This is a genomic window from Arthrobacter sp. NEB 688, from assembly GCF_013201035.1.
Lineage (GTDB): Bacteria > Actinomycetota > Actinomycetes > Actinomycetales > Dermatophilaceae > Phycicoccus.
This window is the reverse complement of the sequence record NZ_CP053707.1, coordinates 106,000-122,936: the sequence shown is the minus strand read 5'-3', so window position 1 is coordinate 122,936 and position 16,937 is coordinate 106,000. Positions and strand designations below refer to the sequence as shown.

Below are 16,937 nucleotides of genomic sequence, written 5' to 3'. Positions count from 1 at the left end.
GAGGGCCGCCCGTCGGCGTTCCGGCGACCGCCGTCCCGGGGTGGGACAGGGGTCGGCTCCGGGTGCTCACCCACAGCCGCCGCCCAGCCTCGGACGGCAGGATGAGGACATGAGCCACCCCGAGCCCGGCGAGGCCCACCCCCTCGTCCTCGGCCCGCTGCTGCGCCACGTCGACGAGGTCTCGGCCACCGTGTGGGTGCGCACCGCCCGCGCCGCGACGGTCACCGTCGTCCGGGACGGTCGGCGCTGGAGTGCGCCGACCTTCCGCGTCCACGGGTCGCACTACGCCCTCGTCGTCTGCGACGGCCTCCTCCCCGGCACCGACGACCCCTACGAGGTGCTCGTCGACGACGAGCGCGTCTGGCCGCTCGAGGGCGCGCCGCCGAGCCGCATCCGCACCCTCGACCCCGCCCGGATGCCCCACTTCGCGTTCGGCTCGTGCCGCACGACCGGGTCGCACGACGACGAGGGCGTGCGGCGCCACGGCGTCGACGCCCTGCGCAGCCTTGCCGTCACGCTGCGCGACGCGCCGGAGGCCGGCTGGCCCGACCTGCTCGTCCTCCTCGGCGACCAGGTCTACGCCGACACGACGCCGCACCCGGAGCTCGAGGCCTTCATGCGGGCCCGGCGCAGCCTCGACGAGCCGCCGTACGAGGAGATCAAGGACTACGCGGAGTACGACGAGCTCTACCGCATCACGTGGGTCGAGCCGGTCATCCGCTGGCTGCTCTCGACCGTGCCGTCGGCGATGATCTTCGACGACCACGACATCCGCGACGACTGGAACACCTCGTGGTCCTGGCGCCGCGAGATGCGCGCGACGACGTGGTGGCAGGAGCGCATCGTCTCCGGGCTCGCGTCGTACTGGGTCCACCAGCACATCGGCAACCTCTCGCCGGCCGAGCTCGCGCAGGAGGAGGTCTTCCGGCTCGTCCTCGAGCACGCGACCGACCACGCGGCCCGCGGCACGAGCGCCGTCGTCGACGAGCTCGACCTCACGGCGGTGCTCGACGCCCTCGCGGCCCGGGCCGACGCCGAGCCCGAGACCTACCGCTGGAGCCACACCCGCGAGCTCGGCGACTGCCTGCTCGTCGTCCTGGACTCCCGCGCCGCCCGCCACCTGGAGCCCGACCACCGCTCGATCCTCGACGCCACCGAGACCGCGTGGCTCGACGAGACGCTGCGCGGCGGGTACCGGCACGTCTTCGTCGGCACGTCGCTGCCCTTCCTCCTGCCGCCGGGGCTGCACGACTTCGAGGCCATCGACGAGGCGGTCGCGCAGGGCGCCTACGGACGCCGGGCCTCGCACGTCGCGGAGCGGGTGCGCCGGGTCGTCGACCTCGAGCACTGGGCCGCCTTCAACGCCGGCTTCGACGAAGTCTTCGAGATGGTGATGGACCTCGCGCGCGGCCACCGCGGGCCGGCGCCCGACACCGTCACCTTCCTCTCCGGCGACGTCCACAACTCCTACCTCGCCGAGGTCACCGACCCGGCAGCGCACGGCGCGCGCTCGCGGATCGTCCAGGCCGTCTGCTCGCCGATCCGCAACCCGATGCCGCGCGGCGTGCGCGTCGTCATCTCGATGCTCACCCGCTCCCTCGTGCGCCCGATGCGCCTGCTGGCGTCGGCCTCGCGGCGCGTGCCGGACCCGGCCTACCCCTGGACGGTCACCGAGGGGCCGTGGTTCGACAACAACGTCGCCCTCTGCCGGGTGCTGCCGGACGGTCTCGACCTCACGTGGGTCACCGGGATGGTCGAGGGCACCGACCACGACCACCCGTGGCTGCGCGAGGTCTGGTCGGTGCACCTCGACCCGCCGGGCTCCGTGACGGCGCGGCCCACCGACGACGGCCCCTCGGACCACCGGGTGGTCCCCGCGGCGGCCGCCCGCACGGCGTCGCCTAGCGTGGCCCCATGAGCGTCGCCGAGTCCCAGCCCGGCCCGGCCGGCGCGTCCGCCGCCCCGCCGGCCCGCCCGCCCGCCGCGCGGGTCGAGAACCTCACGAAGGTGTACGGCTCCGGCGACACCCGGGTCGTCGCGCTCGACGACGTCACCCTCGACCTCCACGCGGGCGAGTTCACGGCGATCATGGGCCGCTCCGGCTCGGGCAAGTCGACGCTGATGCACTGTGCCGCGGGCCTGGACGCGTCGAGCTCGGGCCACGTCTACCTCGGTGACGTCGACCTCACGACGCTCAAGGAGCGCCGCCTGACCGAGCTGCGGCGCGACCGCATCGGCTTCGTCTTCCAGGCCTTCAACCTCGTGCCGACGCTCACGGCGGAGGAGAACATCGTCCTGCCGCTGGCCATCGCCGGCCGCAAGCCGGACCAGGCGTGGTTCGACGAGGTCGTCGACACGGTCGGGCTGCGCAGCCGCCTCGGCCACCGCCCCGGGGAGCTGTCGGGCGGGCAGCAGCAGCGGGTCGCCTGCGCGCGGGCGCTCGTCGGCCGCCCCGACGTCGTCTTCGCCGACGAGCCGACCGGCAACCTCGACTCCGCCTCCGGCGCCGAGGTCCTCGGCTTCCTGCGCCGCTCGGTCGACACCCACGGGCAGACCGTCGTCATGGTCACCCACGACCCCGGCGCGGCGAGCTGGACCGACCGCGTCGTCTTCCTCGCCGACGGCCACGTCGTCGGCGAGCTGCGGGAGCCCACGCCCGAGGCGGTCCTCGAGTGGATGGCGCGCCTGGCCGAGTCGGAGGCCTGACGTGCTGCGCGCGACGCTGCGCGGCATCCTCGCGCACAAGGTGCGGCTGCTGCTCAGCGGTGTCGCCGTCGTGCTCGGGGTGGCCTTCGTCGCCGGCTCCTACGTGTTCACCGACACCCTCGACCGCGCCTTCACCGGGCTGACGAGCGGCGCCGTCGGCGACGTCATCGTCCGGCCGGGCAGCGCCGACGAAGCGGGCGGGGGTGGGGGTCCGCTCGGCGCGGCCGCCGTGCGCACCGTGCCCGAGGACCTCGTCACCACGCTGGCGGGTGTGCCCGGCGCCGCCCGCGCGGACGGGCGCGTGACGACCTTCGGCACGTTCGTCGTCGACCGCCAGGGCAAGCTCGTCGGCGGAGGAGGGCCCCCCGGCATCGGGGTCTCGTACAGCTCGGGGCCGGCCGCGAACGGCACGCCGTCGGCGACGCTGAAGAGCGGGCGCTACCCCGCCGCGGAGGGCGAGATCGTCCTCGACGCCACGTCCGCGCAGCGCTCCGGCTGGCGGCTCGGCGACACCGTGCCCCTGCTCACCGCCGGCGCGCAGCCGCGCATCGAGGCCACGCTCGTCGGCACCGCCGAGTTCGGCGGCAGCTCGCTCGTCGGCGCGAGCGTCGTGATGTTCGACGCCCGGCAGGCCCAGCAGCTCTTCCTCGACGGCGGCACGGGATGGTCGACCGTCTGGGTCACCGCCGCACAGGGCACGACGCAGGACCAGCTGCTGCGCTCGGTCCAGGCCGTGCTCCCCGAGGGCTTCCGGGCCGACACCGGCGACGCGACCTCCGCGCGCGCGGCGACGCGCATCGACGAGGCGCTCTCGTTCGTCACGACCTTCCTGCTCGTCTTCGCCGGGGTCGCCCTGACCGTCGGCGCGTTCCTCATCGTCAACACGTTCTCGATCCTCGTCGCGCAGCGCAGCCGCGAGCTCGCGCTGCTGCGGGCCATCGGGGCGAGCCGTCGGCAGGTGGCGCGCTCGGTGCTCGTCGAGGCGGCCATCGTGGGCTTCGTCGGGTCCGCGCTCGGCGTGGGGCTCGGGGTGCTGCTGGCCATCGGCATCCGGGCCGTATTCGGGCGGGTGGGGCTCGACCTCGGCTCGACGCCGCTCGTCCTCGAGGCCCGGACCGTCGTCGTGGCGCTGGCCGTCGGGGTGCTCGTCACCGTCCTCTCGGCCTACCTGCCGGCCCGCCGGGCCGGGCGGGTGCCGCCCGTCGCCGCGATGCGCGACGACGCCGTGCTCGCCGAGGGCGGCCTGCGCTGGCGGGTCGCCGTCGGTGCGCTGCTGCTCGCCGCCGGCGTGGTCGGCATCGTCGGCGGGCTCCTCGGGTGGGGCAGCGAGCCGACCTACGTGCTCGGCGTCGGCACCTTCGGGGTGCTCGTCGGCACGGCGCTGCTCAGCCCCGTGCTCGGCCGCCCGGTGCTCGGCGTCCTCGGGGCGCTGTACCGGCGGGCGTTCGGGGCCGTGGGCCGGATGGCCGAGCAGAACGCCCGACGCAACCCCCGCCGCACCGGGGCCACGGCCTCGGCGCTGATGATCGGCGTCTCGCTCGTCACCCTCATGTCGGTGCTCGGGGCCTCGGCCAAGGCGAGCCTCGACCAGTCGCTCGCCGAGGACATCGTCGCGGACTACGTCGTCTCGAGCGTCGTCGGCCAGGGCTTCTCGGCCGCGATCACCGACGCCGTCGAGAAGGTCCCGGGCGTCGAGGAGGTCGTGCGGGTGCGCGGCGCCCGCGTCGAGATCGCCGGCGACCGGGAGTTCGCGACCGGGGTCGACCCGGCCGGTGTCGTGCGTGTCGCGCGGCCCGACGTGACCGCCGGCTCGCTCGAGGCCCTGCGCGACGGCGACGTCGCGCTCTCGACCGCCCATGCCGCCGACCTCGGCCTGCGGGTGGGTGACGAGGTGACGACCACCTTCGCCGGCGCGAAGGCGACGGGGCGCGTCGTCGCCACCTACGAGCCGGACGCCGTGCTCCAGTCCGACGTCACGATGACGCTCGGGACCTTCGACGAGCTCGGGGTGCCGCCGACGGACCGGTCGGCCTTCGTCGTCGCCGAGCCGGGCACCGACCGCCCCGCGCTCAAGAAGGCGCTCGACGCCGCGGTGGCGGACCTGCCGCTCGTCGGGGTCGCCGACCAGGAGCAGTTCGCGGCCGAGCAGCGCAAGCCCATCGACCAGCTGCTCTTCATCGTCTACGCCCTGCTCGGGCTCGCGGTCGTCATCGCGGTGCTCGGCATCGTCAACACCCTCGCCCTCTCGGTCGTCGAGCGGGTGCGCGAGATCGGGCTGCTGCGGGCGGTCGGCCTCAGCCGGCGCCAGCTGCGCACCATGCTGCGCCTGGAGTCGGTGGCCATCGCGGTGCTCGGGGCGGTGCTCGGCGTCGTGCTGGGGCTGGTGTTCGCCGTCGCGCTCCAGCGCTCGCTCGCCGACGACGGCATCGACGTGCTGTCCGTCCCGTGGCTCCAGCTCGCGGGCTTCGTCGGGCTCGCGGCGGTCGTCGGCGTGCTCGCGGCGGTGTGGCCGGGCCGGCGGGCCGCCCGGCTCGACGTCCTGCGCGCCATCGCGACGGAGTGACCGCCCCCGGGCGGGGTCCCGCGCACCCGGCCCATGCGATCGCGGAGCCGACCGGTCGGTAGCGTCACCGGCGTGGATGCCTCCGTCGACCTGCCGCAGCGCCTCGCTCTGCCCGGGCACGTCGTGACGCTCGAGCGCGCGAGCGCCGCCGACGTGCCGGCGGTCGTCGCCCTCCTGCGCGACGACCCCATCGGCGCCGGCCGTGAGGCCGCCCCGGACGCGCCCGGTGGCGAAGGCCTCGCCCCCTACCGCGAGGCCTTCGCCGCCGTCGACGCCGACCCCCACCAGCTCCTCGTCGTCGTGCGGAGCGAGGAGGGGCAGCTGGTCGGGACCCTGCAGCTGACCCTGCTGCACGGTCTCTCGCGCGGCGGAGCGACCCGGCTGCAGGTCGAGGCCGTCCGGGTCGCCGCGGGCCTGCGCGGGTCCGGTCTCGGGAGGGCCCTCTTGGCGTGGGCCGCGGCGTGGGGCCGCGCCCACGGCGCGGTGCTGGCCCAGCTGACGACCGACCTGCGGCGCGAGGACGCACGCCGCTTCTACGAGGGCCTGGGCTGGGTGCACTCCCATGCCGGTCTCAAGCTCGACCTGCGCTGACGCCGGGTCAGGAGAACATCCGGACGGCCTGCGCCTCGACCTCGGCGTACTGCGCGCCCGCGGCGCCGAGCACCCGACCGATCGAGTCGAGCGACTCGCGCACCTGCTGCTGGGTGCCGCGCCACTGCTCGACGACGCCCTGGAACTGCGCCGACGCGCTGCCCGTCCACGCGTCCTGGAGCCCGACGAGGCGGGCGGTCATCGCGGCGACCTGGCCCTCGACCTCGGCGGAGATGCGGGCGACGTCGCCGGCGGCGGCGGTGATGCGCTCGGTGTCGACCTGGAACTGTGCGGACACGGGAGCCCCCTGGTGCTGGTGGGTGGCCCGGTGACCACCCGCTGACCGCAGGCTAGGTCGGGCCGCCGACCGGCCGCCGGAGTTATCCACAGGCCCCTGGGCCCGGACCATCGCATCGGGAGGGCGGGCGACGGGGACGGACGCCGCCACCCGAGCGCGAGACAGGGCCTCGTCCACGGGACCCCGGGTGGGCCTACGATCGGCGGGTGGCCGTCCTCATCGATCCCCCGCGGGTCGAGGCGCACGGCCGACGGTGGTCGCACCTCGTGAGCGACACCAGCCTCGAGGAGCTGCACTCCTTCGCCCGGCGCGTCGGCATCCCGGCCCGGGGCTTCGAGGGGGATCACTACGACGTCCCCGAGGAGCGGTACGCCGCCGTCGTCGCCGCGGGCGCCGAGCCGACCGACGCCCGCGAGCTCCTGCGCCGCCTCGTGGCCAGCGGCCTGCGGCTGCAGAAGCGGCGCGGCGACAAGGGCGTGGCCCGCGTGCCGGGGGTGCGGATGCCCGACGGCGTCGTCGTCGACGTCGACCTCATCCGCTCGGCCCGGGACGCCACCGACCGGCGGGTCTTCGCCGCCCTCGTCCTCGTGCACGACGCGTCCGGGGATCTGGCCGTCGTGCGCTCGGTGTGGCGGCAGGAGTGGGGCGCACCCGGTGGCGGCCGGGAGCCGGGGGAGACGGTGCGCGAGAACGCGGTCCGCGAGGTGCACGAGGAGACCGGCCTGCTGCTCGACCCCGACGCGCTGCGGCCCGTCGGCTACGAGCGCTTCCGGGGCGTCGAAGGCGAAGGGCCGTGGACGGCCGGCCGCGACCTGCTCCAGCTCTTCGAGACGCACCTGACATCCACGCGTCCCGCGCTCACCTCGGCCCACGACGACACCTCCGACCGGCGCTGGGTCACCCCGTCCGAGCTCGAGCGGCTCTGCGGCACGACCTTCTGGTGGCCGCTCGTCGAGGCGGTGCTCAGCCCGCCAGCCGGGTGAGCTCGCGGGCGAGGTTCTCGCGCGCGGCGGGCTCCCACTCACGCCGGGCCAGCTCCGAGCGGTAGACGTGCGGGCGCACGAGGAACGGGCGCAGCACCGCGGCCCGCCCGACCGTGTACTCCGCCACGGGGACGTGCGCGTACTCCTCGCGCACCTGGCGGCAGTACTCGTCGAACCGCGGTGTGGGAGAGGCGAGGATCCACAGGTCCGCGTCGTGCAAGATGGCCCGGTCGGCGTCCGGCCCGTCGTCCGCCGCGGCATCGGCGATGTCGTGCTCGACCGTGTCGAGGACGAGCGTGACGACCCGGTCGACCAGCGCCTCGTCGGCGCCGAGCACCCCGAGCTCGCGCGCGGCGAGGGCCGCGCTCCGGCGCTCGTCATCACCGCCCCGCCCCTCGTACACCGCGTCGTGGAACCAGGCCGCAAGGATGACGGCGGACCGCTCGGCCCGGTTGCCGCGCCCCCCGCGCGCGAGCACGTCGGCCGCGGCGAGGACCTCCGTGAGGTGGGCGACGTCGTGGTAGCGGCGGTGGGGCTCGCTCCAGCGCCGCAGGAGGTCGCTCCCGAGCCGCTCGACGTCGGCGCGCTCCGCCCCCGGCACCGCGACGGCGACGTCGGCCACCCACCGACGATGCAGCCCGCTCACACGGCCACTCTGGCAGAACGGGACCCGCGCGTCACCTGCGCCCGCGTCACGTGCGCGGCCGGGCGCGCTCCCAGGCCCGGGCGTAGCGGCTTCCCGTCGCGAGGAGCAGCAGCCCGGTGGCGATGAAGGCCACGGACCGCAGGACGCCGTCGAGGGCGGCGAGGTCGAAGAGGAAGAGCTTGGCGACGGCGACGGCACTGAGCAGCAGGCCGCTGCGCAGGGCGAGGTCGGACCCCGACGGGCGCTCGAGCGAGTGCAGCAGCAGGCCGGCGGCGGCCGCCATCCAGACGACCGTGGCGACGGCGTGACCGGCGGTGAAGCCCGTCTCGGTCGCCTGCAGGCGCAGCCCGGCGAGCGTGCCGACGCTCACCAGCGCGGTGGCCGTGGCGGCGAGCCCGACGGACCACGCGACGACGGCCGCGAACCGGCGGACGGGGTCGGCGACACCGCGGACGGCACACGCGGCCCACCACGCGAGGGCGGCCACGCCCCCGGCGAGGACGCTCGTGACGAACGCCGCGGCGAGGTCGTGGTCGGCGGCCAGCCGGACCGTCGTCACCGCGAGGACGTCCGGCAGCCAGGCGAGGACGCCCAGCGCGCCGATCCCGGCTCCGAGGCCGAGCGCGATCCGCGAGCGCGTCGCCCCGGCGACCGCGAGGTGGGCGAGGGCGAGGAGCAGGAGGCCGCTGCGCACGAACCCGTCCGGCGTGCCGGAGAGGACCGCCAGCACGGCGGCGACGCTGCCGGCGGTGGCCGTCGTCACGAGCAGGTGGGACGCGACGCGCCCGACCGGCGCCCGGCCGAGGGCCGTCGCGGCGAGCAGGAGCACCGCGCCGACGGCGCCGTGGACGAGGGAACGCGGGGTCTGCGGCAGGGCGGCCGCGGCGGCCAGCGCCCCGGTCGCGACGATGGCGAGCGCGGCGCTCGAGGCGATGTCGTCGGCGTCGCGGCGCACCGACAGCGCGGAGGTGACGAGGGTGCCGGCGAGGACGAGCAGCCCCACGGCGACGAGCGGCACGGCGCCGGGCCGTCCCGCCGTGGAGGCGGCGCCGGCCAGCAGGGCCAGGGTCACGGGCACGACGCGGACGAGCGTCAGCCACGGGGTCGTGCGCCCTGCGGTGGCCCACCACCCGACGGCGGCGAGCACGGCGAGGACGGCCGCGAGCAGCCAGTCGGCGCGGCCCGCGACGACCGGGGCGAAGAGACCGGCCCCGCCGACGAGCAGCACGGCGAGCAGCTCGCTGCCCCAGCGCCGCGCGAGCGCCGAGCCGAGGGCCGCGACCCCCAGGCACAGCAGGACGCCGGCCCCCGCGGGCAGCCATCCGTAGAGGGCCGTGACGGCGACGACGTCGAGGTAGGCGACGGCCGCCCCGGTGGCCACGAGGGCCACGGGTGCGCTCCCCGCGGGAGAGCCCGAGTCGCGGTCGCGCGCCCCTCCGCGCACGCCGAGACCACCGAGCAGTCCTGCGAGGAGCGCGCCGGCGGTGACCCGCGCGCCGGGGCCGAACCATCCGTGCCGGACGGCGAGCACGAGGAGCATCGCCACGCCCGAGAGCGTGATGACGGCGCCGGAGACGGCGAGGACACGGGTCACCGCGCCCTCCCGGCGGTACCAGGGCTCGACGGGGGCCGACGGCGCGAGCGGGCCGACGAGCGGGCGCCCACCGGGTGCCCCGGTCGGCGGCGCTCCCCACGTGGGGGGTGCCACCGGGTGGCCCGACGCCACCCCTGCGGGCGACGGGCCGACCGGTGCCGGGCCGACGGGAGCCGGACCGGCCGGTGCACCGGCCACCGCCGGGACGGGGACTCCCTGGTGTCCCGTCCCGGCGGCCTGGTGCGGGACGCCGCCCTGCGCGGCTCCCGCGACCCCGCCCTGCGCGGGGTCACCCGACCGGACGGCGGCCGACGCCGTGCGGGGGGTGGTCGTGACGACCGGCGGCACCTCGAGCTCGCGGCGGAGCCGGGCGAGGCCGTTGCCGACGGTGTACATCCGCTGCATCGCGTCGGCGAACTCGACCTCGAGGCGTGCCACGTCGTCCCGGTGCGTCATGCCCCCAAGACTCCCGTCGGACGCCCACGGGGCGCCTGAGCACCGGTACTCAGCCGGGCTCGGGCGCCCCGTGGAGCGGGCGGCTCAGCCCTGGCTGCCGGCGGCCGCGGCGAGCGTCGCGCGGATGTCGGTGCTCCTGCCGTCGCGCAGGACGGTCAGGGTGACGGTGCTGCCGACCGACTGCTCGCGGACGTACCCGATGAGCGACTCCGCGCCGTCGACCGGGTCGCCGTTCATCGCGACGATGACGTCACCCTGGCGCAGGCCGGCCTTCTCGGCGGGCGTGCCGGCCTCGACCTTGGTCACCTCGGCGCCGGAGCGGGTGGCCGAGCCGTCGGAGGCGCTGCCGTCCTGCGGGTAGACCCCGAGGTAGGCGTGCTGGGCCTTGCCCGTGTCGATGAGCTGCTTGGTGATCGACTGCACCTCGGTGACCGGGATCGCGAAGCCGATGCCGATGCTGCCCGACTGCCCGCCGGAGGACTGGCCGAGCGAGGCGATCGAGGAGTTGATGCCGACGAGGCGGCCCGACGCGTCGACGAGGGCGCCGCCGCTGTTGCCGGGGTTGATCGCGGCCGAGGTCTGGATGGCGTTGGTCACCACGGGCTCCGCGGTCTGCTGCTGCTGCTGGAACCCGCCGTTGAACGGGTTCTGCTCCTGCTGCGGCTCCTCGGCCTGGGTGCTCACCGGGCGGTTGAGCGCGCTGACGATGCCGGTCGTCACCGTGCCGGCGAGGCCGAGCGGGTTGCCGACGGCCATGACCGGGTCGCCGACCGAGAGGGCCTCGGAGTCGCCCATCGCGATGGGGGTGAGGTCGTCGGGGGCGTTGTCGATGGTGATGACCGCGAGGTCGGTCGAGGGGTCGGTGCCCCGGACCTGCGCGGAGAAGGTGCGGCCGTCGGCGAGGGTCACCTGGAGCTTCTGCGCGCCGGCGACGACGTGGTTGTTCGTCACGACGTGCGCGTTGCCGTCGATGATGACGCCCGAGCCCTGCGCCTCACCGTTCGCGAGCTGCGCGGTGATGGCCACGACGCTCGGCGAGACCGCCTTCGCGGTGGAGGCCCAGTTGGGGGCCGAGGCGTCGGCCTGCTGCACCGGCACGACGTCCGCGCCGCGACCCGACTGGGAGGTGGACACCGTCGACGTCGTCGAGGTGTCGTCCATCAGCCGGGTCGCGGCCAGGGTGCCGCCGGAGGACAGGACGGCGGCGAGGACCGCGACGCCGACGATCTCGGCGCCACGGCGACGCCCGGACCCGCGGGAGGGGACGCCCGAGGGTCCGGACCCCCCGGCCGGCCCGAACGGCCCCGACGGAGGGGGAGGGGCCATCGGACCGGTCGGGGTGCTCTGGGGGTACCCGGTGGGGACCGGGGTGGTCGGCGAGCCCTCGCCCGTCGGCTGCGTCGCGGTGGTGGCACCACCGTGCGGGGTGTACCACTGCGGGGCGGTCCACGGGCCGGGGTTCTCCGGGGTGCGGGGCTGCTGGTCGTTCATCGCCGACGGGTCTCCTTCTGCTCGACTGGATCCCACTCAACGCCCCCGAGGTGGACGTGCGCTGGTCAGTGGCTGGGAGTCCGCTGTGCGAACCGGACGACGAACGTCGCGCCGCCGCCCGGGGTCTCCGCGACACCCACCCGGCCGTGGTGCCCGGCGACGATGGCGGCGACGATCGCCAGCCCGAGGCCGGTGCCGCCCCCGCCGGCGCGCCCGCGCGAGGGGTCGGCCCGGTAGAAGCGCTCGAACACCTTCGTCGAGATCTCGGGGGGCACGCCGTGCCCGTGGTCGCGCACCTCGAGGCTCGGCACGCCGTCGCGCAGGCCGACGGCGACCTCGACGGGCGTCCCGTCGGGGGTGTGCCGCAGCGCGTTCGCGACGAGGTTGGTGACGACCTGCCGCAGCCGGGGCTCGGACCCCCGCACGACCGTGGGCTCGACGCCGCCGTCGAACCCCACGAGCTGGATGCGTCGCTCGGGGGCCCGGGCCCGCGCGTCGGCGACGGTGTCGGCGGCCAGGACCGTGAGGTCGACGTCGGTGTGCTCGACCTCGGGCTCCTCGTCGAGGCGCGCGAGGGTCAGCAGGTCCTCGACGAGGGTGCTCATCCGGCCGGACTCGGCCTCGATGCGCTCCATCGCGGAGCCGACGGCCTCGGGGTCGCGCACGGCGCCCTGGCGGTAGAGCTGGGCGTAGCCGCCGACGGTCGCCAGCGGGGTGCGCAGCTCGTGCGAGGCGTCGGCGACGAACTGGCGCATCCGCTCCTCGCTGGCCTCCCGGACGGCGAAGGAGGTCTCGACCTGCGCGAGCATCGCGTTGAGGCTGCGCGCGAGGGAGGTGACCTCGTCGTCGGCCTGTCGCACCGGGATGCGCTGGGTGAGGTCGCCCTCGGCGATGGCCGCCGCGGTGTCCTCGATGCGGCGCAGGGGCCGGAAGGCGCGCCGCACCGCGAAGTGCCCGAGCACGAGCGAGAGCACGAGCGCGATGGTGCCGATGAGCGCGGTGGAGACCAGGAGGCGGGTCACCGTGTGCGACACCGGTTCCAAGGGCACGCCGACGGCGATGACCGCGTCGCTGTCGGTGACGCGCGCGGCGATGAAGCGCCACTTCATCCGGTCGTTCTTCGACCCGACGGTGAAGGGGGTCTGGGTGCGCACCCGTGCGTCGGACGAGACGAGCGAGGGCAGGAGGGGCTCCGACTCCTGGCCCGCCGGGCGGCGCACGAGCTGGCCGGCGGGGGTCTGGATGGCGAACGCGTAGCTCGTCGGGAGGGACTCGGTGGAGCGGTCCTGGATGTCGGCGATCGCCTGGGTGGCGACCGGGCTGAGGACGCTGCGCAGCTCGGCGTCGACGCGGGCGTCGAGGTCGCTCTTGAGCAGGTACGCCGTGACCATGCTCGTGAGGATGAGCGCCGCGCCGACGAGGACACCGACGATGAGCAGGAGGCGGGTGCGCAGCGGCACCGCCTCCAGCCGGCCGACGACACGGGCCGCCGACCGGGAGCGGGACACCATCAGGCCTGAGGGGGCAGGCGCAGGACGTAGCCCACGCCGCGCTTGGTGTGGATGAGCGGCGGGGCGCCCTCGACGTCGATCTTGCGCCGGAGGTAGGAGATGTAGGACTCGACGATCCCGGACTCGCCCCGGAAGTCGTAGTCCCAGACGTGGTCGAGGATCTGCGCCTTGGACAGCACCCGGTTGGGGTTGAGCATGAGGTAGCGCAGCAGCTTGAACTCGGTCGGGCTCGTCTCGATGACGCGCGCCCCGCGGCGGACCTCGTGGCTGTCCTCGTCGAGCTCGAGGTCCTCGAAGCGCAGGACGGGCCGGTCCTCGTCGAGGTCACCGCGGGTGCGGCGCAGGACGGCCCGGATGCGCGCGACGACCTCCTCGAGGCTGAACGGCTTGGTCACGTAGTCGTCGCCGCCGACGGTCAGGCCCTTGATCTTGTCGTCGACCGAGTCGCGCGCGGTGACGAAGACGATGGGCAGGCGCCGGCCCTGGTCGCGCAGCCGGCGGGTGACGGTGAAGCCGTCCATGTCGGGGAGCATGACGTCGAGGACGCACAGGTCGGGCTGGTGGTCGTCGGCGACCTTGAGGGCCTCCGAGCCGCTCGCGGCGGTGGCGACGTCGAACCCGGCGTACCGCAACGAGGTGGCGAGGAGCTCGCGGATGTTCGGCTCGTCCTCGACGACGAGGAGCCGGGCCTCGGGGGGCTGCGTGGTGCTCACGTCTCCCAGTCTCGCGCCGAAGTCTGGGAGTCGGCTGGACGTCCGCTGGGCGGGACCGGCGAGCCGCGGCCCGTCAGGTGCCGGTGAAGGCCCCGTTCGTGCCCGCGAGGACGATGATCCCGACGAGCGCGAGGACGCCGAGGCCGATGGCGACGCCGAACGAGATCCAGCCCCAGCGGGCCATCCTGCGGGAGCTCTCGGGGTCCGAGGACTGCTTGGTCAGGCCGACGATGCCGAAGACGAGCGCGGGGATGAACACGATCCCGACGCAGAACGCGATGGTGATGACCGTGGTCAGCCCCGACACGATCGTCAGGACGAGGGCGCTCGTGTTGTTGCGGGGCGCGGCGTAGGGGGAGCCGGGGGCCCCGGGGGCCCAGGCCGGGTCGATCCCGTAGGGCGAGGGCGCGCCGGGGGCCGGCGGGTACCCGGCACCGGGCGGCGGCGGGTAGGCGGCCGGGGCGGGCGAGCCGTAGGGGTTCGCGGGCGGGGTGGGAGGGGCGGACGGGAACGGGCCCGCGCCGTACGGGTCGGACGCGGAGGGGGCGGGAGGGGCCGGGGCGTCCTGCGCGGCGTCGTACGCCGGCAGGTCGTAGGACGGGGTGGAGTAGTGCGGCGGGTCCGCGGCCGGGGGCGCGGGCGGCGCCGGCGGGGTGAAGGGCTGGGTCGCCTCCGGCCCGACCGCCCGGGTGTCGTCCGCACCGGGCGCCGCGTCGGTCGACCACGGGTCCGTCGTCCCCTGGTCCGTGGGCTCCGGGAGCGGCGGGGGCGCGGTCGGGTCGCGGTGGTCGTCGCTGCTGCTCACGGTGTCTGGGTTCCCCTCGGGTCGGGGCGGCTGCGGATCGGCCACCGCGCACGAGGATAGAGGGCGGGCGGCATCCCCCGTGGAGGTCCGGCGTGTCAGGATCGAGGGGTGAGCCGTGCACTGCCGCAGGTCGAACCGGACCCCTCCCTCCCGGAGCGGGTCACCGTCTACGAGGTCGGGCCGCGGGACGGGCTGCAGAACGAGTCGGCCGTCGTGCCCGCCGCCGTCAAGGCCGAGTTCGTCCGGCGCCTGGTCGCCGCGGGGCTGGAGACCGTCGAGACGACGTCGTTCGTCGACCCGCGCTGGGTGCCGCAGCTCGCCGACGCCGAGGAGGTCCTCGGGCTGCTCGGCGAGGGCGGGCGCGGCCCCCGCCGGCCGGTGCTCGTCCCCAACGTCCGCGGCCTGGACCGGGCGCTCGCCGCCGGTGTCGGTGCCGTCGCGATCTTCGGCAGCGCGACCGAGACCTTCGCCCGCAAGAACCTCAACCGCTCGCTCGAGGAGTCGGTCGCGATGTTCGCACCGGTCGTCGAGCGGGCGCGGGCCGAGGGGCTGTGGGTGCGCGCCTACGTGTCGATGTGCTTCGGGGACCCGTGGGAGGGGCCGGTGCCGGTGACCCAGGTCGTCGACGCCTGCCGACGGCTCATGGACCTCGGCTGCGACCAGCTGTCCGTCGGCGACACCATCGGTGTCGGCACGGTCGGGCACGTCCACCGGCTGCTCGAGGGGCTCGACGCGGCCGGCATCGGGCCGGAGCGCACCGGCGTGCACTTCCACGACACCTACGGCCAGGCCCTCGCCAACACCCTCGCCGCCCTGCGCGACGGCGTGAGCGTCGTCGACGCCTCGACCGGCGGCCTCGGCGGGTGCCCCTACGCGAAGTCGGCGACCGGCAACCTCGCGACCGAGGACCTGGTGTGGACCCTCGAGGGCGCCGGCGTCGCGACGGGAATCGACCTCGACGCCCTCGTCGAGACCTCCGCCTGGATGGCGGGGGTGCTCGGTCGGCCCTCGCCCTCGCGGGTGGTCAAGGCGCTGACCGGCGGCTGAGCCCGGGGCGTCAGCGGGGGCGGACCCCGTTGACCTCGGGCGAGATGCGCCGCTCGAGGGCGAGCGCGAGCACGGCGACGGACCCGAGGCAGACGAGCAGGACGGCGACGAACACGCCGGCGAGCCGGCGGTCGAGCAGCCACCCGGCGGCGATGGGCGCGGTGATCGCGCCGACCTGGAAGGCCATCCCGGAGACGGCGTTGTACCGGCCGCGGTCGTGGTCGCTCGCGAGGTCGTTGACGATGGCGGGCACGGTGGGCTGCAGCAACGTCTCGCCGAGGCCGAAGAACACGTGGAAGACGATGACGCCGGTCGCCGCGGCGAGCGTGCCCGCGACGAGCCCGGTGGCGCCGAGCAGCGCCCACGCGAGCGCCCACAGGACGACGAGGCCGAGGAAGACGCGCGTGCGGCGGCGGCCGTCGATGCGGCGCAGCACGAGGAACTGCATGAGCACGATGACGGCCGTGTTCGCCGCGAAGGCGAAGCCGATCGTGCGGGTCGAGACCTCGCTGACCTGGCGGGCGAACGCCGGGAAGCCGGCCTCCATCTGGCCGTAGCCGACAAAGCTCGAGAGGAAGGTGAGCGCCGTGAGCCAGAGGACCGCGGGCTGCCGGAGGATCGCGAGGTAGCCGGTGCCCGCGGCGTCACCCGGCGCCGGGGGCGGCGGACGACCCGCGACGGAGCGCAGCGGGCCGAGCAGCAGGGCGATCGGGACGAGGACGCAGACGGCGTCGACGACGAAGATCGCGCTGAAGGTGCCCGGGCGGGAGACGTCGGCGAGGAAGCCGCTGACGACGCCGCCGATGCCGATGCCGAGGTTGACCAGGGCGAAGTTGATGCCGAAGTACTGCGTGCGCAGGCGGCCCTCGACGATGCTCGCGATCATCGCGTTGAACGACGGCCACCCGACGCCGAAGCTGATGCCGAGGAGGACGACGGCGACGGTGAGGCCGGTGACGGTCGTCGCGAAGGCCATGACGAGGGCGCCGAGGACCTGCGCGAGCAGCCCGGCGATGACGACCGGGCGCGCGCCGACCCGGTCGGTGATGACGCCGACGGGCGCGGTGACGACGACGGCCACGCCGGCGATGAGCCCCATGAGCAGGCCGGTGACCGACAGCGGGACGCCGCGGACCTCGTGCATGTAGATGGCGGTGAACGGCAGCGTCATCCCCCGCCCGAGCGTGGAGATGGCCGTCGTCGACAGCAGCCAGCGCCCGGCCGGGGGCAGCGCCGCCCAGAAGCCGCGCACCGTGAGGTGCGCGTCGTCGGTGACGGGGGAGGCGGCGGGCTCGGGCACCGGGACACGCTCCCACGAGCCGCCGACACCGGGCGACCGGGTTCTCCGCCCGCCCCGGTCCGCCGGTCGTCCCCGGCCCGCCCGCTCGTCACCTGAGTATCGGGTCACCCGATACGGCGGCGCTCCACCCGGGAACGGTCGTCGGGGGAGGCGCGGCGTTCTCGGGTCGCCCGATCCGCGTGGGGTCGGGCGGGGGCGCGAGAACCCGGCAGCGCGGTGTCGGCCCCAGCGGT

General features: G+C 75.5%; 14 protein-coding genes. 6 read left to right on the top strand and 8 right to left on the bottom strand.

From position 1 onward, the window contains the following. Positions 1–109: 109 nt before the first annotated feature. From HL663_RS00540 to HL663_RS00525, 4 genes are all read left to right on the top strand, one after another. Positions 110–1,918, top strand: a complete 1,809-nt coding sequence (locus tag HL663_RS00540; protein WP_173026552.1) for an alkaline phosphatase D family protein — start codon at positions 110–112, stop codon at positions 1,916–1,918. Beyond that, entirely contained in the window at positions 1,915–2,706 is a 792-nt protein-coding gene (locus tag HL663_RS00535; RefSeq protein WP_173026551.1) for an ABC transporter ATP-binding protein, read from the top strand. Before HL663_RS00540 ends, HL663_RS00535 begins: the two co-directional genes overlap by 4 nt. A 1-nt stretch (position 2,707) precedes the next feature. Then, positions 2,708–5,269: an ABC transporter permease gene (locus tag HL663_RS00530; RefSeq protein ID WP_173026550.1), complete on the top strand. Its 2,562-nt coding sequence runs from the start codon at positions 2,708–2,710 to the stop codon at positions 5,267–5,269. Between the two features lie 72 nt (positions 5,270–5,341). Then, on the top strand, positions 5,342–5,860 hold the full coding sequence (locus HL663_RS00525; protein WP_286175815.1) for a GNAT family N-acetyltransferase: 519 nt from the start codon (positions 5,342–5,344) through the stop codon (positions 5,858–5,860). Between the two features lie 7 nt (positions 5,861–5,867). Here HL663_RS00525 and HL663_RS00520 read toward each other — a convergent pair whose 3' ends face one another. Then, positions 5,868–6,158, bottom strand: a complete 291-nt coding sequence (locus HL663_RS00520; protein WP_173026548.1) for a WXG100 family type VII secretion target — start codon at positions 6,156–6,158, stop codon at positions 5,868–5,870. Positions 6,159–6,364: 206 nt separating this feature from the next. Here HL663_RS00520 and HL663_RS00515 point away from each other — a divergent pair, with 206 nt between their 5' ends. Then, positions 6,365–7,141 (top strand): DUF4031 domain-containing protein, encoded by a 777-nt coding sequence (locus tag HL663_RS00515; protein ID WP_173026547.1) that lies wholly within the window; start codon positions 6,365–6,367, stop codon positions 7,139–7,141. On the opposite strand, the gene HL663_RS00510 is transcribed toward HL663_RS00515, so the two are convergent. From HL663_RS00510 to HL663_RS00485, 6 genes are all read right to left on the bottom strand, one after another. After that, positions 7,122–7,763 (bottom strand): HD domain-containing protein, encoded by a 642-nt coding sequence (locus tag HL663_RS00510; protein WP_173026546.1) that lies wholly within the window; start codon positions 7,761–7,763, stop codon positions 7,122–7,124. The genes HL663_RS00515 and HL663_RS00510 overlap by 20 nt on opposite strands. A 70-nt stretch (positions 7,764–7,833) precedes the next feature. Next, positions 7,834–9,837 (bottom strand): DUF2339 domain-containing protein, encoded by a 2,004-nt coding sequence (locus HL663_RS00505; RefSeq protein WP_173026545.1) that lies wholly within the window; start codon positions 9,835–9,837, stop codon positions 7,834–7,836. Positions 9,838–9,921: 84 nt separating this feature from the next. After that, the gene (locus tag HL663_RS00500) at positions 9,922–11,328 is read right to left on the bottom strand and encodes a S1C family serine protease (protein WP_173026544.1); all 1,407 of its coding nucleotides are present in this window, start codon (positions 11,326–11,328) and stop codon (positions 9,922–9,924) included. A 65-nt stretch (positions 11,329–11,393) separates the two neighbouring features. After that, entirely contained in the window at positions 11,394–12,836 is a 1,443-nt protein-coding gene (locus HL663_RS00495; RefSeq protein WP_502709036.1) for a sensor histidine kinase, read from the bottom strand. A 2-nt stretch (positions 12,837–12,838) separates the two neighbouring features. Next, positions 12,839–13,552 carry a response regulator transcription factor gene (locus tag HL663_RS00490; RefSeq protein ID WP_173026542.1) on the bottom strand — a complete coding sequence of 238 codons (714 nt, stop codon included), beginning with the start codon at positions 13,550–13,552 and terminating at the stop codon, positions 12,839–12,841. Between the two features lie 73 nt (positions 13,553–13,625). After that, a complete protein-coding gene (locus tag HL663_RS00485; protein WP_173026541.1) occupies positions 13,626–14,357 on the bottom strand; it encodes a hypothetical protein in 732 nt (243 codons plus the stop codon). Between the two features lie 108 nt (positions 14,358–14,465). Between HL663_RS00485 and HL663_RS00480 the strand changes: the two genes are divergently transcribed. Beyond that, positions 14,466–15,404, top strand: coding sequence for a hydroxymethylglutaryl-CoA lyase (locus HL663_RS00480; RefSeq protein WP_173026540.1), 939 nt, complete (start codon positions 14,466–14,468; stop codon positions 15,402–15,404). A gap of 10 nt (positions 15,405–15,414) precedes the next feature. Here the strand turns inward: HL663_RS00480 and HL663_RS00475 are convergent, their stop codons facing one another. Next, positions 15,415–16,704, bottom strand: coding sequence for an MFS transporter (locus HL663_RS00475; protein WP_286175812.1), 1,290 nt, complete (start codon positions 16,702–16,704; stop codon positions 15,415–15,417). Positions 16,705–16,937 lie beyond the last annotated feature (233 nt).

Bases quoted from the DNA above. Each gene is read 5' to 3' on its own strand.
- HL663_RS00535 (WP_173026551.1), top strand. From the start codon at position 1,915: ATGAGCGTCGCCGAGTCCCAGCCCGGCCCGGCCGGCGCGTCCGCCGCC.
- HL663_RS00500 (WP_173026544.1), bottom strand. From the start codon at position 11,328: ATGAACGACCAGCAGCCCCGCACCCCGGAGAACCCCGGCCCGTGGACC.
- HL663_RS00540 (WP_173026552.1), top strand. From the start codon at position 110: ATGAGCCACCCCGAGCCCGGCGAGGCCCACCCCCTCGTCCTCGGCCCG.
- HL663_RS00505 (WP_173026545.1), bottom strand. From the start codon at position 9,837: ATGACGCACCGGGACGACGTGGCACGCCTCGAGGTCGAGTTCGCCGAC.